The organism is Paenibacillus sp. UNC496MF (genome assembly GCF_900113915.1).
GTDB lineage: Bacteria > Bacillota > Bacilli > Paenibacillales > Paenibacillaceae > Paenibacillus_Z > Paenibacillus_Z artemisiicola.
In genome coordinates this window covers 18,514-41,127 of sequence record NZ_FORE01000017.1, presented here as the reverse complement: position 1 = coordinate 41,127, position 22,614 = coordinate 18,514, and the positions used below count along the sequence as shown (strand labels likewise).

Genomic DNA, 22,614 nt, shown 5'->3' with positions numbered 1-22,614 from the left:
TCGGTCGAGGCTGGCCTTTGTCGTGCGTCCGGTTTACGTATTATGCAGCGTCTCGCCCGGCCGCGCGCCGGCCGCGATGACTCTCCGCCGGTTGACGGCGCCATGCGCGACGAACGAGCCGACGGCCATCGCCGCGGTGACGACGGCGAGCCAGGCGACCGGCGTCAACCCGCCGCCGTCGTAGAGGCCGCCCATCACGTAGGGGCCGACGACCCGGCCCGCGGACCCGATGCCGCCGGCCAGCCCGAGGTAGAACGGGGCGTGCGCGCCGCCGTTCTCGCTGAGGAAGGCCGGAATCGCGGGCGCGATCAGCATCTCGCCGAGCGTGGTGAGGAACATGCCGAGCACCATGCCCGGGAAGCTGTGCGTCGCCAGAATCGCGGCGAAGCCGGCGAGGTAGAAGGCCGCGCTCGCCGTGAGCTGCGCTTTGACGGTGTCGGCCGCAAGCCGCTTGATCAGGCTCGTGAGCGGCTGCGCGACGAAGATCAGGATGCCGTTGAACGTCCAGAGGAAGCCGTACATCTGCTTCGACATGCCGTGCTCGATGATGAACGGCGAGACGCCGGTGTTCCAGATGCTGTTGCCGAGGTTGATCAGCATGCCGCCGAGCGCCATGAACAGGTAGAGGCGGACGTCGGCCAACAGCGTCCAGACGCGGGCATCCGCGGCGCGCTTCTTCGGCGGGCCGCTTCCGGCTCCGCCGCCTTTGCCTTTGCCGACGCGGCCGAGATAGAGCAGGAAGAAGACCGCGAATACCGCCGCCGTCACGCCGTTCAGCACGAAGCTGAGCGAATAGGACACCGCGGCGAGGAAGCCGCTGAGCGCCGTGCCGACCGCCACGCCGATGTTGTTGGCGACGTAGATGACGTTATAGAGCTCGCCGCGCCGGTCCGCGAACCGGAAGCCGACGAACGCCTGGATGGCCGGCATCGACAAGGCGTTGAACAAGCCGATCAAGCCCATGAGGACGATGAAGACATGCCAGGCGTGGCTGACCGCCGGCAGGAGGAACAAGCCGGCCGCGTTGAGCGCGAGCGAGCCGATGATGAGCCGCTTCACGCCGATCCGGTGGTACAAGGCGCCGCCAAGCAGCTGGCCGGCGATGCCGCCGAGCGACTGGACGAGAATGACGAGCCCGGCGTCGGCCATGCTGCGCCCGAGCTCGTCGAAGACGAACATCGAGATGAGCGGCCACATGAGCGCGCTGCCGATCGCGTTGATCAGGCTGGCGAGCAGGAAGACTTTGATTTCTTTGGGATAAGCGGCAAGCATGTATGGAAGCACCCCCGATGCGCTAAACAAGCTGACAAGCTTCTATTATAGCGCATGAAGGTGTACAACTGTTGGATAAATTAATTTTTTAAATCGGCATCCTGCGCCGACCGCCATCTGGTCGGGGACGCGCCGACGTATTTTTTGAACACGGTCGCGAAGTGCTGGCTCGTCTTGTAGCCGAGATCCATCGCCACGCCGGTGACGCTGCTATCCGCCCGGCGCAGCAGCTCGCAAGCGCGGGCCATGCGCTGCCGGTCGACGTAGCTCGCGGGCGATTGGCCGTGCAGCTCCTGGAACAGCCGGTAAAAATGCGATTCGCTCACGCCGACCCGCGCGGCCAGCTCCTTGTTCGCCCAGCGCCGTTCCGGCTCCGCTTCGATCTCGGCGGAGAGCCGCAGCATCGCTTCGCGCAGGTCGAGCGGAAGCTGGCGCGCGGCCGGCGGATCGAGCAGCTGCAGCAGGATGTCGAGCAGGTAGTGGCGCGCCCGGAACAGGTCGTCCGCCGTGCCGTGCTCGAGCACCCCGCGCAGCTTGGCGAACGGCTCGCGCGCGCGGAGATCCGCGGTGACGATGCGCGGCAGCGCGCCCAGCGCCGCGCCGATCCGGGCGCGGTCGGCATCGCCGAAGCCGAGCCAGCCCGGCTGCTCGGCCGGATCGACGACGATGATCCACCAGATGATGGACGGTTCCATGTAGCGGAACCGGGCCCGGTGCCATTCGCCCGGCTTCGTGTGGAAGAACTGGCCGGCATGGGACGGATAGAGCGCGTCGCCGACTTCCCACGTGACCCGGCGGTTCTCGACGTACACGAATTCGTAGCAGCGCTCGTGGCGGTGGTCGGAAAGCGGCGTCGCTTCCGTGAGCCGGTCGTAGCCCATCATCTCGAGCTCGGGGAAGCCGGCGAACGCGCCCGAAGCGCGCCATTCGTGCTCCCAGCGCGCGGAATCGGTTTTGCCGCGGGGCATGGCGGATCAGCTCCTATCGGTTGTTTCTGTTCGTTCTGTTTCTAATCACTGGGTTACGCCGGATGAGCGTTGCTAGGTGTTTCTAATCGTCTGATTCTAGTGACTTGGTTTAACTGGTTGAGCGTTACTTTGTTTCTAATCGTCTGGATGTTTCTAATCCTATTGGATAGGTTTCCGGAAGTCAACGCGCCGGCTTCTTTCTACAATGAAGCTAACGAACGACGCAAGGCCATCCGCGAAACGAAAGAGGGACGACGAACATGGGCGTAATTCCGTATCAGGTGACCGAAGAGGACAAGAAGCGGTTTGACGAGGACGGCTACTGGATCAGCCCGAAGCTGCTGGACGACGAGACGATCGGGCGGCTGCGGGAAGCGCACGAGCGCGTGTGGAGCAAGAAGTACGACGGCTACGGCCTGCCGATGCATCACTTCACGCTGTCCGACAATCCGCACGCGATTCGCAAGTTCGACAACGGCTGGTGGATCAACGACGAGGTCCGCGCCGTGGTGACCGACCGCAATCTCGGCGAGATGGCGGCTTCCCTGCTGAACGAGGATGCCATCCGGCTGTGGCACGACCAGGTCATCTACAAGCCGGGCACGAACGGCCAAGAGACGAACGCCGGCAACGTCGGCTGGCATCAGGATTACGGGTATTGGCGCGTCAGCAGCACGACGAACATGGTAACGGTCTGGATCGCGCTGCAGGACACGGACCTGACGAACGGCGGCATGATGACGATTCTGGGCTCGCATAAATGGGGCGCGGTGGAAGGCAGCGACACCTTCTTCGAGCAGGACATGGGCAAGCTGAAAGCGAAGTTCGCCAATCGCGACGACTGGGTCGAGGAGCCCTGCATCTTGAAGGCGGGCCAGGCAAGCTTCCACCACGCGCTGACGTTCCACGGCTCCGGTCCGAACCTGACGAACGAGCCGCGGCTGTCGGTCGTCGCGCATCTCATGCCGGGCGACACGTATTTCCGCGGGGGGCGGTTCAAGCACGACAATCTCCGCCTGCTGGGCGCGCGTCCGGAACCGGGCATGCGCTTCGACCGCGAAGAGTATTTCCCGCTGCTGTACGCCAAATAACGCGCGCATGCGCGCATCGCAAGAGCGCCGTCCCTCCGGGACGGCGTTTTTGGGTTGGCGATGTTGAGCGTCTTTTCGATTGCGTTGTTTAGGTTGCGTAGTTTCGATTGCGATATTTAGATTGCGATATTTAGATTGCGATATTTAGATTGCGTTATTTAGATTGCGTTGTTTCGGTGCGCATTTTTTGGTCGCTCGTTGTCGGGGTTACGGGATCCGATTGCGTGGATTGGGTTGCGTTTTCGGTTGCGTCGGTTCGGGTTTTAGAGAATCGTTGCGTCTTTAGGTTTGCGTTTTGACGGTAATCCGTGCATGCTCAAGGGAAGACCGCAACCGCTTGAAGAAGGGGCTGGCGCACATGATTGAACCTATTTCGTTGACGGACCCGGCGGCGGTCCGGGAGCTCCTCGCCGTCCAGCGGGCGGCGTATCGAATCGAGGCGGAGCTGATCGGCTTCGACGGCATCCCGGGACTGCGCGATACGGAAGCGTCGCTCGCGGCGTGCGGCGAAACGTTTTACGGCCGCTACGAGTCCGGCGCGCTGGCCGGGGCGATATCGTTCAAGACGGACGCGGGTACCATCGATATCCACCGGCTTGTCGTCCATCCCGCGCAATTCCGCAAGGGCATCGGCGAAAGCCTGCTCCGGCACGCGCTCGCGCTGTACGCCGGGCGCGCGGAACGTTTCCTTGTGGCCACGGGCGCCGCGAATCTGCCTGCGCTGCGGCTGTACCGCAAGCTGGGCTTCGCGGAATCGCGGGTGTTCGAGCCCGTGCCGGGACTCCGGATCGCGGAGCTCGAGCGGCGGGGCGGCGAGCCGGATGCGTTCGACCGCTAGCCGTCTTGTTCGGAAACCGGCTTCAGGGATTCGCAACCAAGCCTTCGCGCATTGACGCCAAGGCTTTTTCCCATATGACCGATGGAAGGCCAATGAAACCAACGACCGCTAAAAGCCGGTGACAGGTGCGGCTGTGTTAAAAGAAACGACTCCTAAGAGGTTTTCTTGTTTTTGTATTGATAAAACAACATAAAACAATTAAAATCAAATTAAAACAATATGTTAATATAGGTTTTACTCCAGGTTCACATTTTTCTTTTATACTGACCTAGAATTCGGGAGAGAAACGCGCTGGTTCGGCAAACGAGAGAACATGAAGGAGTGATGGACCGATGATTCAAGCAGTCATGCTGGATTGGGCGGGCACGATGGTCGATTTCGGCTGCTTCGCGCCCCTGAACGTATTCGTGGACGTCTTCGCCCGCAGAGGCATCGACGTCACCGTGGAGGAAGCCCGCGGACCGATGGGGATGCTGAAGCGCGACCATATTCAAGCCATGTGCCGGATGGAACGCATCGCGGACCTGTGGGAAAGCCGCTTCGGCGCGCCGCCGTCGGAGGCCGACGTAGACGCGCTGTACGCGGACTTCGAGCCGATGCTGTTCGGCACGCTGAAGGACTACGCGACGCCCGTGCCGGGCGCGGTCGAGCTGGCGGCCAGATTGCGCGGGCAGGGCATCAAGATCGGCTCCACGACCGGCTACACCCGGGCCATGATGGACGTCGTCCGCCCGAGCGCGGAGGCGCAAGGCTACGCGCCGGATTGCCTCGTGACGCCGGACGAAGCCGCGGCGGGCCGGCCGTATCCATGGATGATCTACCGCAATGCGGAGCAGCTCGGGGTCTATCCGATGCATCGCGTCGTGAAGGCGGGCGACACGGTCAGCGACATGCAGGAAGGCGTGAACGCGGGCTGCTGGACCGTCGGCGTCATCCTCGGCAGCAGCGAGCTCGGGATGACCGAAGCGGAAGCGGCGGCATGCGAAGCGGGCGAGCTGCAGGCGCGCAAAGACGCCGTCGCGAAGCGGCTGCGGGATGCCGGCGCCCACTACGTGATCGACCGGATCGGCGAGCTGGACGGCCTCTTCCCGGAGCTTAACGCGCGGATCGCGAAAGGGGAGCGCCCATGATGAGCGATATCACGCGCGGCTTGGCGCCGGCGAGCGGCGCGGACCGGTCCGAGGCGGAGGAAGGCCGTGCGCCGCAGCGGCCTTATCTGCTGCTGACGCCGGGACCGCTCACGACCTCCGACACCGTCAAGGAAGCGATGCTTCGCGATTGGTGCACCTGGGATCAGGATTATAACGCGCTCGTGCAGAGCATCCGCGGCCGGCTCGTGCGGCTGGCTACCGTAACTTCGCCCGATGCGTATACGGCCGTCCCGATGCAGGGCAGCGGCAGCTTCAGCGTCGAGGCGGTCATCGGCACCGCCGTCCCGCGCGATGGCAAGCTGCTCGTGCTGGCCAACGGCGCGTACGGCCAGCGCATCGCGCAGATGGCCCGCATCTACGGCATCGCCCTGTCCGTGCTGGACTTCGGCGAGACGGACCGCGTCGAACCGGAAGCGGTCGAGCGGCGCCTCGCCGATGAACCGGACATCACCCACGTCGCGGTCGTGCATTGCGAGACGACGACGGGCATGCTGAACCCGATGGCGGAGATCTCCGCCATCGTCAAGCGCCACGGCAAAACGTACATCGTGGACGCGATGAGCAGCTTCGGAGGCATACCGATGGACGTGCACGAGCTGCGCATCGATTACTTGATCAGCAGCGCGAACAAGTGCATTCAGGGCGTGCCGGGCTTCGGCTTCGTCATCGCCCGCGTCGAAGCGTTGGCGGCCTGCGAAGGCCAAGCCCGCTCCCTGTCGCTGGATCTGCACGGCCAATGGGCGGCGTTGGAAGCCGGCGGGGGCAAATGGCGCTTCACGTCGCCGACGCACGTCGTGCGCGCGTTCGACCAGGCGCTGCGCGAGCTGGAGCAGGAAGGCGGCGTCGAGGCGCGCTACCGCCGCTACCAAGGCAATCAGCAGCTGCTGGCCGACGGGATGACGATGCTCGGCTTCTGCTCGCTGCTGAAGAAGGACGTGCAGTCGCCGTTCATCACCGCGTTCTATTATCCGCCCGTGGAGGGCTTCAGCTTCCAGCAGCTGTACGACCGCTTGAAAGAAGCGGGCTTCGTCATCTACCCGGGCAAGATCAGCGCCGCGGACACGTTCCGCATCGGCAACATCGGCGAGGTGTACCGCGAGGATATCGCCCGGCTGCTGCTAGCGATCGAGGATCTGCGTTTCTGGTAGTCCGAATAAGCCTGCGGAAGAAGAAAGGGGGCGATCGACCATGTCGCTGATCGGCGAAGAACGCAAACGGCAAATTCTCGAGCTGCTGAACGACGCGGGCAAGGTGCATACGAGCGATCTCGTGAACCGGCTCGGCGTATCCTCCGAATCGGTCCGGCGCTATCTGGAGGAGCTGGAGGACGAGAACCGGCTGAAGCGGGTATACGGCGGGGCGGTGAAGCTGACGCTGGCGCACGAGGAGCTGTCCCACACGAAGCGGGAAGTGCTGCGCGCGGAGGAGAAGCGGCGGATCGGCCGGGTCGCCGCGGGCCTGGTGCAGGACCATGACGTCATCGTCATCGACGACGGCTCCACTTGCCTGCAGATGATCCCGTTTCTCGTCTACAAGGAGCATCTGACCATCGTGACCAATTCCATCTCCGGCTTGAACTTGCTGCTCGATTACCGGAACAAGGACATGTTCGGCGGAGACGTCATTTTCGTCGGCGGGAAAATGGACTCGCGGCACTTCCGGATCTCGGGAACGATCGCCGAGAAATTCATGAACGACATCTTCGTCAACAAGGCGTTCATCTCGATCGACGGCATGATGCCCGAGCAGGGCATTACGAGCTACGACGCGGACCGGGCGATTCTGGCGCGCAAATTCATGGCGAACAGCAAGCAGAGCATCGTGCTCGCCGACAGCACGAAGCTGGACAACGGCACGATGTACAAAATCTCGGATTTGGCCGGCATTGATACGATCATTTGCGAGGCGCCGCATCCGGAGAGCTGGGCGGACGCGATCGCGAGCAGCGGCATCGCGTGGCTGACGGCGGAATAAGAACGTTCGGCGGACGCCGGACCGGAAGCGCTTCGCGGAGCGCGTCCGGCCGGCGTTTGGCGTATTCGGGGAGGACCGTGCGGCTTGGGGAGCCGGCGGGGACCAGGCATGTCCCGTCCCGGCGCCGCTAACCGCGGTCGAGCCTCAGCATGCGCCGCGAATACGCGGCCGGTTGGCGCGCGCGTTGGTTCAAAGACGCTGCATGCGGCGATGAGGGAAGGGCTTTGCGCGCGAAGGCGCCATGCGCGCCAAGACGCCACGCACGCTCAAGTTGCCATGCGCGCCAAGCCGTCATGCAAAAAAACGCCATGCATAGCCAAAAACGCACCCGTCAGCCATAGCGGCCGGCAGGTGCGTTTTTGGCGTATTCGTCTTTCCTGCGCCGCAGAGGCGGTCAGCCGCCCGCGCGGGAGGAGTCCGCCGCGGAAGCGGGGCTGCCGCCGCCGCCTTCCGGCGATCCGCCGTCCGGACGCCGTCCGCCCATCCTCGCTTTCTCTTCGTCCAGGATCAGCCTGCACAACAAAGCCGTATACAGCACGCCCCAAGAGGTTCTTCTACTCACGTTCTCACTCCCTTTGCGCATTCGGCGACCGCTTCCGTCCGTCCGGCGATCGTTCCTATCTTTCATTAACCCGCGGAGGCGCGGCGAATCAGCCTCAGATGGAAAAATTTCCATGGACAGGAAGTTTGCGCGGGCGTGCTTCGATTTTGTTTCGGATAGTTTAGAGTACTGCCGGTTTTTGTTTAGATCGTGGTTCGATTTTTGTTTCGGTATTCGTTCGGTTCTACTTCGGTTTACTTTGGACGAGAGGTGCGAATTCGTTTTTGTTTTTGTTTGAAACTATATATTCAAAAACAAACAAACATGCTACACTAGGCTCAACCGCAAATTATCTTACTCATTCGGAGGGAAACAAATGGTACAACGCTTATGGGATCACGCGAAGGCATCGGAGCAGCGGGACGGACTCGCGCAGCTCGTCTACCGTTCCAACATCATCGGCGCGGACCGTCGCGTCTGCAACTGGGGCGGGGGCAATACGTCCGCGAAGACGACGGTCGCCGACTTCCGCGGCCGCGACGTCGAAGTGATGTACGTCAAAGGCAGCGGCTCCGACCTCGCGACGATGAAGGCCGGCAACTTCACGGGGCTGCGCCTGGAGGACATCCGTCCGCTGTTCGAGCGCGACGCCATGACCGACGAAGAGATGGTCGCGTACCTCGGGCACTGCATGATCGACGCCAAGCATCCGCGCGCGTCCATCGAAACGCTGCTGCACGCCTTCCTGCCGTTCAAGCACGTGGACCATACGCATCCGGACGCCATCATCAGCCTCTGCTGCGCGGATAACGGCAAGCAGCTGGCGAAGGAGATTTTCGGCGACCGCTTCGTCTGGGTGCCGTACGTGCGTCCCGGCTTCGCGCTGTCCAAGATGATCGCGCAGGGCGTGCTCGACAACCCGCAGGCCGAGCTCGTGCTGATGGAGAAGCACGGCCTCGTGACGTGGGGCGAGACGAGCGAAGAGGCGTACGCGCAAACGATCAAAATCATCAACGAAGCGGAAGCGTTCATCGAAGCGCGCGTGAACGAAGCCAAGCTGTTCGGCGGCGCGAAGCACGCGGCGCTGCCGGCCGACGTCCGCAGAAGCCTTGCCGCGCAGGTGATGCCGACGATTCGCGGCGCCGTGAGCGACGCGAAGAAGATGATCCTGACGTTCGACGACGAAGCGGACGTGCTGGCGTTCGTCGGCGGCGCGGATTCGGCCGCGCTGTCGCAGGTCGGCGCCGCCTGTCCGGACCATCTCGTGCACACGAAGGTCGTGCCGCTGTTCGTCGACTGGACGCCGGACGCAAGCGACGCCGAAGGGCTGAAAGCCATTCTGAAAGAGAGCGTCGCGGCGTATAAGAACCAGTACGAGGCCTACTTCGAGCGCAACAAGAACGAGGGCGACGTCATGTTCGAGGCCGCGCCGCGCGTCATCCTCATTCCGGGCGTCGGCATGATCAACACGGGCAAGAGCTGGGCCAGCTCCAAGGTCAGCGGCGCGCTCTACCATCGCGCGATCGCGGTCATGCGCGGCGCGACGGCGCTCGGCAATTTCGTCTCCCTGAGCGAAAACGAATCCTATAACGTCGAGTATTGGCCGCTCGAGCTGTACAAACTGTCGCTCGCGCCGGCGGAAGCGGAATTCTCCCGCAAAATCGCGTTCATTACCGGCGGCGCCGGCGGCATCGGCAGCGAAACGGCGCGCCGTCTCGTCTCCGAAGGCGCGCACGTCGTGCTGGCGGATCTGAACCTGGAAGGAGCGGAGCGGGTCGCCGGCGAAATCAACGAGAAGCACGGCGAAGGCCGCGCGCTCGCGGTGAAGATGGACGTGACGAGCGAAGAGGCGGTCATCGCCGCGATCGCGGAGACGGCGCTCGCCTACGGGGGCCTCGACATCGTCGTCAACAACGCCGGCCTCGCGACGTCGAGTCCGTTCGACCAGACGTCGCTGAAGGAATGGAACCTGAACATCAATGTGCTCGGAACCGGCTACTTCCTCGTGGCGCGCGAAGCGTTCAAGCTGATGAAGGAGCAGGCGATCGGCGGCAACATGGTGTTCATCGGGTCCAAGAACTCCGTTTACGCCGGCAGGAGCGCGTCGGCATACAGCTCGGCGAAGGCGCTCGAGGCGCATCTGGCGCGCTGTGTCGCGGCGGAGGGCGGCGAATTCGGCATCCGCGTCAACACGATCCTGCCGGACGCGATCCTGCAGGGCTCCGCGATCTGGAACAGCAACTGGCGCAACGAACGCGCCGCGGCCTACGGCATCGAGCCCGACCAGCTGGAAGAGTATTACCGCAAACGCACGACGCTGCTCGTCAACATCTATCCGCGCGACATCGCCGAAGGCATCGCGTTCTTCGCCTCGTCGAAGGCGGACAAGACGACGGGCTGCATGCTGACGATCGACGGCGGCGTGCCGGCGGCGTTCACGCGATAAGCATTCGCGCGGCGTGCCAGCGCGATGCCGCGCTACGAGCAGCTTTCATCCATTCATGCATTCATGCAAGCAAGGATGATTCTAGAACATTTCATGGGACGAGAGGAAGTGCGGAGCATGTACCAAGCAAGAGGCGAGAAGCATTGGATCATCCCGGACGGCTTTATTCCGCCGACGAGCGCGGAAGGGAGCGTATACGAGAGCCACGAATCCATCTGCGTGCTGAACTGCTCCTCCGAGGAGGCGCTGCTGCGCTTGACGATTTTTTTCGAAGACCGCGACCCGCTCGAGAACATGCTGGCGGTCGTCCCCGGCCGAAGAACGAAGCATATCCGCACGTCCTCCCTCTCGGCGAAAGGAGCGTCCATTCCGCTGGGCGTTCCTTACGCGATCGAGGTGCTGAGCGACGTTCCGGTCATCGTGCAGTACAGCCGGCTGGACGCCACGCAGGCGGCCAACGCGCTCATGTCTGTCATGGCTCATCCCATCAAATAAGAGCGAAGGAGCAATGAACATGGACCAACGCATTATCGCGAATTACGAAGCCGCCAAGGCGCTGTACGAAGCGCACGGCATCGACGTCGACGCGGCGCTCGAGAAGCTCGCCGAGATCAAAATTTCGATGCACTGTTGGCAAGGAGACGACGTCCGCGGGTTCTTGAACAAATCGCAAGCGCTTACGGGCGGCATCTCCGTGACGGGCAACTACCCGGGGGCCGCGGGCACGCCGCAGGAGCTTCGCGCCGATTTGGAGAAAGCGTTTTCGCTGATTCCGGGCAAGCATAAGGTGAGCCTGCACGCGATTTACGCGGACACCGACGAGAAAGTGGAGCTGGACCGGATCGAGCCGAAGCATTTCGAGTCCTGGGTCGACTGGGCCAGGGAGCAGGGGCTTGGCCTCGACTTCAACCCGACCTGCTTCTCGCACGAGAAATCGGCCGACGGCTTCACGCTGAGCCACCCGGACCCGGCCGTCCGCCGGTTCTGGATCGACCACTGCAAGGCGGCCCGCAAGGTCGGCGCCTACTTCGGCGAGCAGCTCGGCCAAACCTGCGTCACGAACGTATGGGTCCCGGACGGCCTCAAGGATACGCCGGCCGACCGCCTGGCGCCGCGCGCGCGGCTGAAGGACGCGCTCGACGAGGTGTTCGCGGAGGAGCTGGACCCCGCGCATAACCTCGACGCCGTCGAGAGCAAGCTGTTCGGCCTCGGCTCCGAAGCGTACGTCGTCGGCTCGCACGAGTTCTATATGGGCTACGGCATCGCCAACAACAAGCTGATCTGCCTCGACGCCGGCCATTTCCATCCGACCGAGGTCATCTCGAACAAGCTGTCCGCGCTGTCGCTCTTCGCGGACGGGATCCTGCTGCACGTCAGCCGTCCGATGCGCTGGGACAGCGACCACGTCGTCGCGTTCGACGACGAGCTGATCGAGATCGGACGCGAGCTCGTCCGCGGCGATCTGCTCGGCAAGACGCACATCGGCCTCGATTTCTTCGACGCCAGCATCAACCGCGTGGCGGCCTGGGTCATCGGCACGCGCAACACGATCAAGGCGCTTCTCCGCGGCTTCCTGGATCCCGTCGAGGCGCTCCGCAAGGCGGAGAACGAGTTCGACTTCACGACGCGCCTCGCGCTGCAGGAGGAGTTCAAGTCGTATCCGTTCGGCGCGGTATGGGACTACTACTGCGCGAAGCAGGGCGTGCCGGTGCGCGAAGCGTGGCTCGCCGAGGTGAAGGCGTACGAGAAGGACGTGCTGCTGAAGCGCGGCGCGCAGACGGCCGTCGCGAACAATTAATCGGAAACGAACGGCTTCGCCGACAACGATAACGATCACCATGATAGAAGAAGCGAGATCGCCGAAGCGGGCAGCGGCCCGCTTCGGCTTGACATCGGGAGGGTTGCCGCTTGCCGAGCATATTGGCATACGATCTCGGCGCGGGCAGCGGCAGGGCGCTGCTCGGCCGATTGAACGACCGCATCATCGAGGTGGAGGAGATTCACCGCTTCGGCAACGATCCCGTCGCGGTGGGCGACCGCCTGCAATGGGACATCCTCCGCTTGTTCCATGATCTGAAGCAGGGGCTGCTGAAGGCGAAGCATGCCGGCGAGGAGCCGGTCAGCCTGGGCATCGATTCATGGGCCGTCGACTTCGGCCTGATCGGCCGGAACGGCGAGCTGCTCGGCAATCCGTATCACTACCGCGACCGCCACACCGACGGCGTCATGGAGCGGACGATGGCGCGGCTGACGCCGGAGCGGATCTTCGGCCGCAGCGGCATTCAGTTCCTGCCGTTCAATACGATCTATCAGCTCGCGGCCTTGAAGGAAGCGGATTCCCCGCTCCTGGAGCAGGCGAAGCATCTGCTGATGATCCCGGACCTGCTGCGTTATTTCCTCACCGGCGAGATGCGGAGCGAGTTCTCGAACGCGACGACGACGCAGCTGTACAACCCGCTGCTCGGCGACTGGGATGCCGAGCTGATCGCGGCGATCGGCGTATCGCCGGCGCTGTTCGGACCGGTCGTGCGCCCGGGCACGCGGGTCGGGGAGATTCGCGATTCGCTGCGGGAAGAACTCGGCGTCGGCGCGGTGCCGGTCTACGCGGTCGCGGAGCACGATACCGGCTCCGCCGTCGCGGCGGTGCCGGCGCTGGAGCGCGATTTTGCCTACCTCAGCTGCGGCACGTGGTCGCTGATGGGCACCGAGGTCGACCGCCCGGTCATGGGCGAGCTGGCCCGGGAGCTGAATTTCACCAACGAAGGCGGCGTGAACGGGACGTTCCGCCTGCTGAAGAACATCATGGGGCTGTGGATCCTGCAGGAGAGCCGCCGGACGTGGGAGAAGGCGGGCCTGACGCTCGGCTTCCCCGAGCTGGTGCGGCTGGCGGAGCAGGCGCCGGCGTTCGGGGCGTTCATCGATCCCGACGATCCGGCGTTCCTGCACCCCGGCGACATGCCGGCGCGCATCGCGCGCTACTGCGCGAATACGGGCCAGAAGGCGCCGGGGACGCCGGGCGAGATCGTCCGGTGCATTCTCGAAAGCCTTGCGCTCAAATACCGTTATGTGCTTGAATTAACGGAGCGGCTCTCGAACAAGCGGTTCGGCGGCCTCCATATGGTCGGCGGCGGCATTCAAAACGGGCTGCTGTGCCAATGGTCGGCGAACGCGATCGGCAGGCCCGTTTGGGCCGGGCCGGTCGAGGGCAGCGCGCTCGGCAACCTCGCGGTCCAATGGATCGCGCAGGGCGAGTTCGCGGATATCCGGGAAGCGCGGAAGGTCATCCGCGATTCGTTCCCGGTGACGGTCTACGAGCCGAGGGACGGCGCGGCGTGGGACGACGCGTACGGCCGGTTCCGCGCGCTTGCGGGCTTGGCGTAACGGGCCGGCGCGGGCGCCGTGGGATGCGTATGAACACACTACTATTTCGTTAGTTGCGGGAGAGATACAGGATGCTGGTTGCGGAACGCTATGAGAAAATCGTTGGGCTGGTGAATGAACGGGGCAGCATCCGGGTAACGGAGCTGAGCGAGCTGTGCCAGGTGACGGAGGAGACGATCCGCCGCGACCTGGACCGGCTGGAGCAGGCCGGCCGGCTTCGCCGTTCTCATGGCGGCGCGGTCAGCGTGAAGGACCTGCCTCAGCAGCAGCAGCCGGAAATCCCGTACGCGGAGCGGGAAATCGCGCACGCGGAGGAGAAGCGGCGCATCGCCGAGGAGGCGGTGAAGCTGGTCCGTCCGAACGACCGGATTCTGCTGGACGCCAGCTCGACCGCCTGGTACTTGGCGTCGTACTTGCCGGACATGCCGCTCACGGTGCTCACCAATTCCATCAAGGTCGCGGTGGAGCTGAGCGGCAAGGAGCGCATCGAGGTCATCTCGACGGGCGGCCTGCTGGCGCAGCGCTCGCTCTCCTACGTCGGCCCGCTGGCGGAGCGTTCGCTCGACGCCTATCACGTCGACAAAGCGTTTTTCTCCTGCAAGGGCGTGCATCTGGAGCGCGGGATCAGCGAAGCCAACGAGCTGCAGGCGCGCATCAAGCAAAAAATGCTCGGCATGGCCGACGAAGTCGTCCTGCTCGCCGATGCCAGCAAGTTCGGCGTGCAGGCGTTCACGCAGGTCGCGGAGCTCGGCGACGTGGACGCGATCGTCACGGACAAGCGCGTCTCCCCGGAGACGCTCGCCGCGCTGGCGGAGCGGTCGATCGCGGTTCGCACCGTGTGAGGCCGGCGGCCGCGGGGCGGGAGACGCCGCATGCAGCGGCCGCAGCAGGCGAACCGCCCGCGGCACGGCATACCATGCGCAAGCAACCGCGGCAGCCGATCCTCGCGATCGGCTGTTTTGGCGTTGACGCCGCGCGCCGTTCGGCGAAACGGCCGGACGCGCTCGCCCGGGAGCGGCAGGATTATCGGTCTGGGAGTCGAACATAGGCTAAGCATGGGAATTGACTGAATTCGGAAGCTTTAGGCGAGAGGAGGAAGTCGATGGATCAAGCGTCTGAGACGGCTTTGCCCGGCCAAGAGGTGCTGGAGCGCTTGGGCGTCCGGTCGGCCGTGCCGCTGGGCGGGCGGCTGAATTTGCATTGGCTGGTTGCGGCGCAACACGAACGGCTGGTGCTTCGCCGCTGGGCACCCGGCACTTCGCGGGAGGATATCGACTATGAAGCGCGCTTGCTGAGGCGGGTCGCCGCGCTCGGCTGGCCGGTCGCGCCGATCGTCGAAGGACCGCTCGAGGCGCAAGGAGCGATGTGAGCCTGCATCCCTTCCTGCCCGGCGATCCGCCGGCGGACGATGCCGGCGATTCGGAACGGCGGTCGCGGGGCCGGCTCCTGGCCCGTTTCCACGCCGATCTCGCCACGCTTGACGGCATCGGGCAGCGCGGCGGCTGGCGGCGATGCGAGGAGATTCTCGGCGACGAGACGCTGGACCGCGTGCTGGCCGAGGGGGAGCGCAGCCGTCCGGAGGAAGTCCGGGTGCTGCGCTGGCATCTCGCGCGAGCGCGCGAGCGCGCGGCCGGGCTGCGGCTCCAGGATCGCCCGGGCATCGTCGTTCACGGCGACTTCACGCCGTGGAATTTGCGTTTCCAAGACGGCAAGCTGACGGGAATATTGGATTTCGAGCTTGCGCATCGGGATCATCGGATCGGCGATTTCGCTTTAACGTGGCGCGGGAGGCACGACGAGGTCGTTTACGGGTACGACGAGGTGTCGCCGCTCGAGCCCGAGGAATGGGAGCTGCTCACGCCGATGTGGTGGGCGGGACTCGTCGAGCTGGCCTGCCGGCATCTGGCGGAAGGCACGCGGGACGACGGCTGGATCGTCAAGAAATTGCTGGTGCGTTCGCCTTTAATGGGGCGGGATGCGGCGGCGCATCCTTAGGGGCGGCCGGGCGGCGAGCGGTGCGGCGCTACCGGCGCTGGCGAGCGGTGCGGCGCTGGAGAGCGGGAGCGGGGCGGCCGGTGCGGCGCTACCGGCGCACCGGCCAGGCCGTCTTTTTTTGAGCCGGCCTGCTGCGGAGTCGCGGGCTGCCTGCTCGCAGCTGAGGCAACGGCGCGGAGTTTAAGGCACGGACGGGTTTCAACGACGATGCGGCTGCGAGGAAGGCGAAAAAGAGGCGCCGGCGGACCGCATTTTCTATTGTCAAGTTGTCTGATAACCTGATAAAATGATCGTCATAGACCATCGAAACGAGGTGTCGGCCCAGGTGAAAGTGTCTTTATTCATTACGTGCTTGAGCGATGCGCTGTACCCGCGCGTCGGGGAGGCCATGGTGCGGCTGCTGGCCAACTACGGCGTCACGCTCGAATTCCCCTCCGTGCAGACGTGCTGCGGGCAGCCGGCGTTCAACAGCGGCTACTGGAAGGAAGCGCGCGAGGCCGCGCAGACGATCATCGCCGCGTTCGAGGACGCCGATTTCGTCATTTCCCCTTCGGGCTCCTGCACGGGCATGATCCATCATTATCCGAAGCTGTTCGAGCACGATCCCGTCATGCTGGAGAAAGCGCTTAAACTGCAGGAGAAGTCCTACGAATTCACGCAGTTTCTCGTGCAGGTGCTCGGCGTCACGGACGTCGGGGCGCATTTTCCGCACAAGGTCACGTACCATCCGTCCTGCCACGGCAGCCGCCTGCTCGGCGTGAAGGAAGAGCCGCTGCTCCTGATGGAGCGGGTGAACGGGCTCGAGCTCGTGCCGCTGCCGTTCGCGAACGATTGCTGCGGCTTCGGGGGCACGTTCGCGATCAAGATGTCCGATATTTCGGGCGCGATGGTGTCGGAGAAGACCGACCACGTGCTGGAGACGGAAGCCGAGGTGCTCGTCGGGCTCGACATGGCGTGCCTCATGAACATCGCGGGCAATTTGCGGTTTCGCGACAAGCCGGTGCGCGTCATGCATCTGGCCGAATTGCTGTACGAAGGGGTGAAGGGCGCATGAGCGGCACGGGAACGCAAGCGGGCGGCGCGACCGTCAAGGAACGCGCGGGGCTGGCGCTGAACAACGAGTTTCTGCGGAAAGCGGTCAAATTCACGACGGAGCGGCTCCGGAACGGCAAGCAGAACGCGGCGGCCGAGCACGGCAACTGGGACGAATGGCGCGAGCGCGGCCGGCAGATTCGGCTGCATACGATCGCGCATCTCGATTATTACCTTAACTTGTTCGCGGACAACGCGCGGGCGAACGGCGTGCACGTGCATTTCGCCGAGACGGCGGCCGAAGCGGTCCGCATCTCGCTCGATATCGCGAAGCACGCGGAAGCGAAGACGGTCGTGAAGTCGAAGTCGATGGTAACCGAGGAGCTGCATCTTAACCATGCGCTGGAGGGGATCGGCGTCGAAGCGATCGAGACGGATCTCGGCGAATACATCATTCAACTGGCGGGCGAGACGCCGTCGCATATCATCATCCCGGCGATTCACAAGAACCGCTATCAAATCGCGGAGCTGCTGTCGGCCGACGCGGGCGAGACGCTGGCGCCGGACACGCAGGTGCTGGCCGGCTTCGTGCGCCGCAAGCTGCGGGAGAAGTTCCTCGAAGCGGACATCGGCATGACCGGCTGCAATTTCGCGATCGCCGAGACGGGCTCCATGGTGCTGTTCGAGAACGAAGGCAACGCCCGGATGGTGTCGACGGTGCCGAAGACGCAGATTACCCTCATGGGGATGGAGCGCATCATCCCGTCCTGGTCGGACCTCGAAGTGATGGCGACGCTGCTGCCGCGTTCGGCCACCGGGCAGAAGCTGACGGTCTACATGTCCGGCATTACCGGCCCGCGCCGCGAAGCCGACGCCGACGGACCGGAAGAAATGCACATCATCATCGTCGACAACGGCCGTTCGCTGCAGCTCGGCGATCCCGAATTCCAGGAGCTGCTCAACTGCATCCGTTGCGGCGCTTGCCTGAACGCCTGCCCGGTGTACCGGCACATCGGCGGCCATGCCTACGGCGGCACGTACAGCGGCCCGATCGGCGCGGTGCTGACCCCGGCGCTGCAGAAGGACGTCGCGGAGTGGGACGACATCGCGAACGCGTCGAGCCTGTGCGGCGCCTGCTACGAGGCGTGCCCGGTCAAAATTCCGCTGCACGAGATGCTGATCTACCTGCGCCGCCGCAAGCTCGAGGCCGGCCGGGGCGACAAGCTCGAGGCGCTCGGCATGAAAGGCTTCGCCGCCGTCGTCTCGAACGCGAAGCGCTACGGCGCGGCGGTGAAGCTCGGGCAGCTCGGCCAGCGCCTCGTCGTGAAGGGCGGCGGGATCCGGGTGAAAGCCGGCCCGCTGAAGGGCTGGAACGCGTACCGGGTCGCGCCGAGCCTGGCCAAGCGGTCGTTCCGCCAGCAGTGGAAGACGATGGAGGAAGAAATCCGCCACGGCCTGCAGGAGATGGACCCGGCGATGAAGAGCCGCATGGAACGGATCGTGCAGGAACGGAAGGCTGGCAAAGGAGGTCAGGGGCATCATGGCTAAAACGGACGAACACCAGGCGTGGTTGGCCGAGCTGGACGCGCGGTCGCGGGCGAAGCAGGTCGGCTTCATCGACGGCATTTCCGCCAAGCTGCGGCGGCCGCGCGCGACGGAGCCGCCGGCGCATCCGTACCGCGGAGCGCCGGACTTTTGGAACGGCTTCGACTGGCCGCTCGAGGAGCGGATCGAGCGGTTCCGCGCGAACTTCAAGGCGGCCGGCGGCCATACGGAGCGGCTCGCGACGATGGAGGACGCGCGCGCGTTCATCGCCGGCAAGGCGGCGGAGATGGGCGCGAAGTACGTCATCCGCCAAAACCAGCCGGAGCTGAACGCGCTCGGGCTGGAAGACGCGATGCCGGGCGCTTCGTTCTCCGTTTGGAACAGCGACCCGGCGGAGCAGTGGAAGGCGCGCGCGGCGGAAGCGGACTTCGGCGTCGTCGTCGCGGATTACGCGGCGGCGTACACCGGCTCGATCACGGTGCTGTCCGCGAAGGACAAGGGCCGCTCCGTCAGCCTGCTCCCGACGGTGCTCATGGCGATCATTCCGGTCGAGCGGCTGCACACGCGGCTCGGCGAAATTCTCGTGAACTTCGACCGAGCGGGCCGCGAGAATCTGCCCGCCGGCATTCATTTCATCTCCGGCCCGAGCCGCTCGGCTGACATCGAGAACGACCTGACGATCGGCGTGCACGGTCCGGGCGTCGTGTACGCGCTGATCGTCGGGTAGGGCGGGCGGCGGACGCGCGGGGCGGTTGGGGAGCGGCGCGCCGGCTCGTTTGGCGATCGCTCGGTTTCGGCGTCCGGGGCATGCCGCGCCGCCGCGGCGAATCCGCCGAGGACGACCGGCCTTCCCGCTTCCGTCCGGTCCCCGCCGCCACCGGCATTGCTTTCGCGTACCGGTAGGTGATACCATTTGCACGATAAGGTTGCCGCGCGCGTGTCGTTCGCCCTGGAGGCGTGCGCGCGGTCGGGAAGGAGAGGAGCTTCGGCGTGGAAATCACCCGTTTGTCCAAACGCAACCATTACGAGGAGATTGCCGAGCAGCTGAAGCGGCTGATCCTGGACGGCAAATGGAAGGTCGGCGACAAGCTGCCTTCGACGAAGGAGATGTCGGAGCAGTTCGGCGTCGGACGGTCCACGACGCGCGAGGCGCTGAGCGCGCTGAAGGCGATGGGCTACATCGAGATTCGCCAAGGCGGCGGCTGCCGCGTGATCAGCGCCGCCCCGGCGCAGGCGCAGGTGGAGCTGCCCGAGCTGCAGGCGCTGCGCATGAATCGCGAAACGCTGCTGGAGCTGCTCGAGGCGCGGCACGCGCTGGAGGTGGCGAACGCCTCGATCGCCGCGGAGAAGGCGACGGAGGACGACCTCGCGGTGCTGCGAGGGCTCATGCGGGAGATGGAAGCGGCGATCGGCGACGACCTCGAGGGCGAGCGCACCGACCTGCTGTTTCATCTGACGCTGGCGAAAGCGACGCGCAACTCCATCATGCTGCGGCTGTTCGAGTCGATCGTCGGCCAGCTGGAGACGGTCATCCGCGACATCCGGCGCGTGGAGATTTACGCCAACCGGTCCGTGGCCGAGCGGCTGTACCGCGAGCATCTCGCCATCTTCGACGCCGTCTCCGCCCGCGACGCGGCGCAGTCCGGCGAGCGCATGAAAGCGCACCTGGCGCACGTGGTGGATGATTTAATGCGCGTGCTGTGAGAGGCGGGGCGGGATTGGCTTACGTACGCACAGAGCTTAGCAAAGCACAGGATTGCGCTTTAACGGTTAAGTAGTCAACGCACATCGAGGCTGAGGCACAATGCGGTATTCGGTCCATTGTTGGGGCATTCCGTCTCCGACCACGCTGACGTTGATGGAATGGTTTCCCAACGTTAATGATATGGACGGGTTTTCTACCGTTGTTGAAGTGGATTGCGGGTTTCACTGAATTAGCATAGCCGGTTGCCAAACCGCCCGTGCGTTTGGTACGCTTATCCCATATGAATACAGTCCTGAAGCACAGGCTGCCAACCCGGCGCGAAACCGGGCGGGCGGCCTATTTTTTTTGGTCGGAGGTAGGAGATGACAAGGGAAACGATGGACCAATTCGAACATGCGTACGAACGAATGATGCAAGCTTCGATCGAAACCGCATCGGAGGAACGAAGAAGACGGATCAAGGCGCATGACCAGGCCGAGAAAGAATTTCTCGCCAAAGTCTGGTGGCCGGCGGTCGGGAATTTGGATGATTTGCCCCCCGCGTATGAGTTGGTCGACCTGACGGGAGGAACGAGATTCGCCGATTATGCGTATTTGCCGCCGCTGTCATTTCGACTAATTATTGAAATTGACGGTTTTGGTCCTCATTGGCGGGACATTAGCAGGTGGAAATTCGCGGACGATCTGCAGCGCCAAAATCATTTGCTCATCGACGGCTGGCATTTGCTGCGTTTCGCTTTCGACGACATGAAAGAAAAGCCCCGTCGCTGTCAGCAGGCCGTACTGCTAGGGTTGGCCAAGTGGGGCGGCAAGGTGCGAACCGAGGAAACGGTCCTCTCCATCATGGAACGGGGGTTGCTCCATCTGCTCATCGAGTCGCGAGGCGAGCTGTCCCCGACGGAAGCGGCCGAAAAGGCGGGATTCAACGAACGAACGGCTAGGAAAGCGTTTGGAACGCTTGAAGCTAAAGGCATTGTACATCCCATCGTATCCCGCTCCCGCCGAAAAATGCGTTACCGACTGACTATTAAACCTTGTGCGGCGGAGCGGAGGAACGGCGTTTTCGGCGAAAGAGCGGTACGAGGTACGGCGCCCGACCTCCGCCCGATTTTCCTCCGACCCCCCTGATGGGTTATACTGGACAAGCGAACTACCGCAACGCCGAGCCGAGGGGAACCGACGTCATGACCGATTTTTTCTTATCCAATTTCGTAACCATAATTACCGTTATCAACATTCCGCTGGCGATCGCGGTCATGTTCCTGGAGCGGCGGAACGTCGGGGTCACCTGGGCGTGGCTGATGGTGCTGCTGTTCCTGCCGGCCGTCGGCTTCGTGGTGTACCTGGTCTTCGGGCAGAATCTCAGCAAGAAGAAACTGTACAAGCTGAACAGGCGGACGAGGGAAACGATGAACGCCTTGATCGAGCAGCAGCGGCGGGAGTTTCGCGATCATCGGATTGTGTTTAATGATGATGCGGCGGAGCGTTATTCGGACCTGATTTGCATGAATTTGACGAGCGGGTTCGCGCTGTACACGCAGAACAACCACGTTGATATTTTCACGAACGGCCCCGACAAGTTCGACGCGCTGTTCGCGGATATCGAGCGGGCGACGCACCATATTCACCTCATGTACTACATCGTCCACAACGACGGGCTCGGCAGACGGCTCGTCGACGCGCTGACCGAGAAAGCGAAGCAGGGCGTCAAGGTGCGCTTCCTTGTGGACGATATCGGCAGCTCGCTGCTGAAGCGGGAGTTTTTCGGCGAATTGGTCAAGGCCGGCGGGGAAGTGGCGTACTTCTTTCCGTCCAAGATTCCGTACTTGAACATCCGCGTGAATTACCGCAACCACCGGAAGCTGGTCATCATCGACGGCCAGATCGGCTACATCGGCGGCTTCAACGTCGGGGACGAGTACATGGGCCTGAACAAGCGCTTCGGCTTCTGGCGCGACACGCATCTCCGCATTACCGGCTACGCCGTGCTCCAGATGCAGGCCCATTACATGATGGACTGGAACCTGGCCAGCCACACGACGTTCAGCCGCGAGGTGCTGGGCTTGTTCCCGCCGGCGGCGATCACCGGAACGACGGGCATCCAGATCGTCTCCAGCGGGCCGGACCAGACGCTCGAGCAGATCAAGAACGCCTACATCAAGATGATTCATTCCGCCAAGCAGTCGATTTACATGCAGACGCCGTATTTCATCCCCGACGAAAGCCTGCTGAACGCGCTCAAGCTGGCCGTGCTGTCGGGCATCGACGTGCGGATCATGCTGCCGAGCAGACCGGATCATAAAATGGTCTATTGGGCAACCTTCTCCTATTTAGGCGAATTGCTCGAGGAAGGCATGAAGTGCTACCTGTACGAGAAAGGGTTTCTTCACGCGAAGGCGCTCGTCGTCGACGGCACCGTCGCCTCGGTCGGAACGGCGAACGTGGACATCCGCAGCTTCAAGCTGAATTTCGAAATCAACGCCATTCTGTACGATACGAAGACGGCCATGGAACTGAAGCGGATTTTCGAGGAAGACATGCTGGATTGCACGGAGCTGACGTACGAGCAGTACCAGCGGCGTTCGCGGCTGGAGCGGTTCCGGGAATCGTGCGTGCGGCTGCTGTCTCCGATCTTGTGACGAATCGCAATTCTCTGTACGACTAAGCATCAGGAGT

Annotated in this window: 19 protein-coding genes and 1 pseudogene; 17 read left to right on the top strand and 3 right to left on the bottom strand. The window is 63.6% G+C overall.

From position 1 onward, the window contains the following. Positions 1–33: 33 nt before the first annotated feature. Together BMZ79_RS27435 and BMZ79_RS27430 are read right to left on the bottom strand one after the other, a co-directional pair. A complete protein-coding gene (locus BMZ79_RS27435) occupies positions 34–1,272 on the bottom strand; it encodes an MFS transporter (protein ID WP_090646675.1) in 1,239 nt (412 codons plus the stop codon). An 80-nt stretch (positions 1,273–1,352) separates the two neighbouring features. Beyond that, a complete protein-coding gene (locus BMZ79_RS27430; protein WP_090646673.1) occupies positions 1,353–2,240 on the bottom strand; it encodes a helix-turn-helix transcriptional regulator in 888 nt (295 codons plus the stop codon). A gap of 260 nt (positions 2,241–2,500) precedes the next feature. Between BMZ79_RS27430 and BMZ79_RS27425 the strand changes: the two genes are divergently transcribed. From BMZ79_RS27425 to BMZ79_RS27405, 5 genes are all read left to right on the top strand, one after another. Continuing rightward, complete coding sequence (locus tag BMZ79_RS27425; RefSeq protein WP_090646670.1) at positions 2,501–3,331, top strand: phytanoyl-CoA dioxygenase family protein; 831 nt, start codon at positions 2,501–2,503, stop codon at positions 3,329–3,331. A 358-nt stretch (positions 3,332–3,689) separates the two neighbouring features. Then, a complete protein-coding gene (locus tag BMZ79_RS27420) occupies positions 3,690–4,169 on the top strand; it encodes a GNAT family N-acetyltransferase (RefSeq protein WP_090646667.1) in 480 nt (159 codons plus the stop codon). A gap of 332 nt (positions 4,170–4,501) precedes the next feature. Next, positions 4,502–5,299, top strand: coding sequence for a phosphonoacetaldehyde hydrolase (gene phnX, locus BMZ79_RS27415; RefSeq protein WP_090646665.1), 798 nt, complete (start codon positions 4,502–4,504; stop codon positions 5,297–5,299). Then, entirely contained in the window at positions 5,299–6,468 is a 1,170-nt protein-coding gene (gene phnW, locus BMZ79_RS27410; RefSeq protein WP_090646662.1) for a 2-aminoethylphosphonate--pyruvate transaminase, read from the top strand. The genes phnX and phnW overlap by 1 nt, the downstream gene beginning before the upstream one ends. A gap of 40 nt (positions 6,469–6,508) precedes the next feature. Next, positions 6,509–7,294 carry a DeoR/GlpR family DNA-binding transcription regulator gene (locus tag BMZ79_RS27405; RefSeq protein WP_090646659.1) on the top strand — a complete coding sequence of 262 codons (786 nt, stop codon included), beginning with the start codon at positions 6,509–6,511 and terminating at the stop codon, positions 7,292–7,294. Positions 7,295–7,688: 394 nt separating this feature from the next. On the opposite strand, the gene BMZ79_RS34520 is transcribed toward BMZ79_RS27405, so the two are convergent. Further along, positions 7,689–7,856, bottom strand: coding sequence for a hypothetical protein (locus BMZ79_RS34520; RefSeq protein WP_177222373.1), 168 nt, complete (start codon positions 7,854–7,856; stop codon positions 7,689–7,691). 355 nt (positions 7,857–8,211) lie between these two features. On the opposite strand from BMZ79_RS34520, the gene BMZ79_RS27400 reads away from it, so the two are divergent. From BMZ79_RS27400 to cls, 12 genes and pseudogenes are all read left to right on the top strand, one after another. Continuing rightward, positions 8,212–10,281 carry a bifunctional aldolase/short-chain dehydrogenase gene (locus tag BMZ79_RS27400; RefSeq protein WP_090646656.1) on the top strand — a complete coding sequence of 690 codons (2,070 nt, stop codon included), beginning with the start codon at positions 8,212–8,214 and terminating at the stop codon, positions 10,279–10,281. Positions 10,282–10,398: 117 nt separating this feature from the next. Continuing rightward, the gene (locus BMZ79_RS27395) at positions 10,399–10,776 is read left to right on the top strand and encodes a sensory rhodopsin transducer (protein ID WP_177222372.1); all 378 of its coding nucleotides are present in this window, start codon (positions 10,399–10,401) and stop codon (positions 10,774–10,776) included. Between the two features lie 19 nt (positions 10,777–10,795). Further along, on the top strand, positions 10,796–12,079 hold the full coding sequence (rhaA, locus tag BMZ79_RS27390) for an L-rhamnose isomerase (RefSeq protein WP_090646651.1): 1,284 nt from the start codon (positions 10,796–10,798) through the stop codon (positions 12,077–12,079). A 110-nt stretch (positions 12,080–12,189) separates the two neighbouring features. Continuing rightward, positions 12,190–13,662 carry a rhamnulokinase gene (locus tag BMZ79_RS27385; RefSeq protein ID WP_090646649.1) on the top strand — a complete coding sequence of 491 codons (1,473 nt, stop codon included), beginning with the start codon at positions 12,190–12,192 and terminating at the stop codon, positions 13,660–13,662. A 71-nt stretch (positions 13,663–13,733) separates the two neighbouring features. Beyond that, positions 13,734–14,504, top strand: coding sequence for a DeoR/GlpR family DNA-binding transcription regulator (locus BMZ79_RS27380; RefSeq protein ID WP_090646648.1), 771 nt, complete (start codon positions 13,734–13,736; stop codon positions 14,502–14,504). Positions 14,505–14,764: 260 nt separating this feature from the next. Further along, positions 14,765–15,657: pseudogene (locus BMZ79_RS27370) on the top strand (phosphotransferase enzyme family protein). A 325-nt stretch (positions 15,658–15,982) separates the two neighbouring features. Further along, the gene (locus tag BMZ79_RS27365) at positions 15,983–16,711 is read left to right on the top strand and encodes a (Fe-S)-binding protein (protein ID WP_090646640.1); all 729 of its coding nucleotides are present in this window, start codon (positions 15,983–15,985) and stop codon (positions 16,709–16,711) included. Continuing rightward, positions 16,708–18,237, top strand: coding sequence for a LutB/LldF family L-lactate oxidation iron-sulfur protein (locus tag BMZ79_RS27360; RefSeq protein ID WP_090646638.1), 1,530 nt, complete (start codon positions 16,708–16,710; stop codon positions 18,235–18,237). The genes BMZ79_RS27365 and BMZ79_RS27360 overlap by 4 nt, the downstream gene beginning before the upstream one ends. Further along, entirely contained in the window at positions 18,230–18,961 is a 732-nt protein-coding gene (locus BMZ79_RS27355) for a LutC/YkgG family protein (protein WP_090646635.1), read from the top strand. The genes BMZ79_RS27360 and BMZ79_RS27355 overlap by 8 nt, the downstream gene beginning before the upstream one ends. Positions 18,962–19,224: 263 nt before the next feature. Beyond that, positions 19,225–19,938 carry a FadR/GntR family transcriptional regulator gene (locus tag BMZ79_RS27350; RefSeq protein WP_090646633.1) on the top strand — a complete coding sequence of 238 codons (714 nt, stop codon included), beginning with the start codon at positions 19,225–19,227 and terminating at the stop codon, positions 19,936–19,938. Between the two features lie 378 nt (positions 19,939–20,316). Next, positions 20,317–21,066 (top strand): helix-turn-helix domain-containing protein, encoded by a 750-nt coding sequence (locus BMZ79_RS27345; RefSeq protein WP_090646631.1) that lies wholly within the window; start codon positions 20,317–20,319, stop codon positions 21,064–21,066. A gap of 56 nt (positions 21,067–21,122) precedes the next feature. Further along, the gene (gene cls, locus BMZ79_RS27340) at positions 21,123–22,577 is read left to right on the top strand and encodes a cardiolipin synthase (protein ID WP_090646629.1); all 1,455 of its coding nucleotides are present in this window, start codon (positions 21,123–21,125) and stop codon (positions 22,575–22,577) included. Positions 22,578–22,614: the final 37 nt, after the last annotated feature.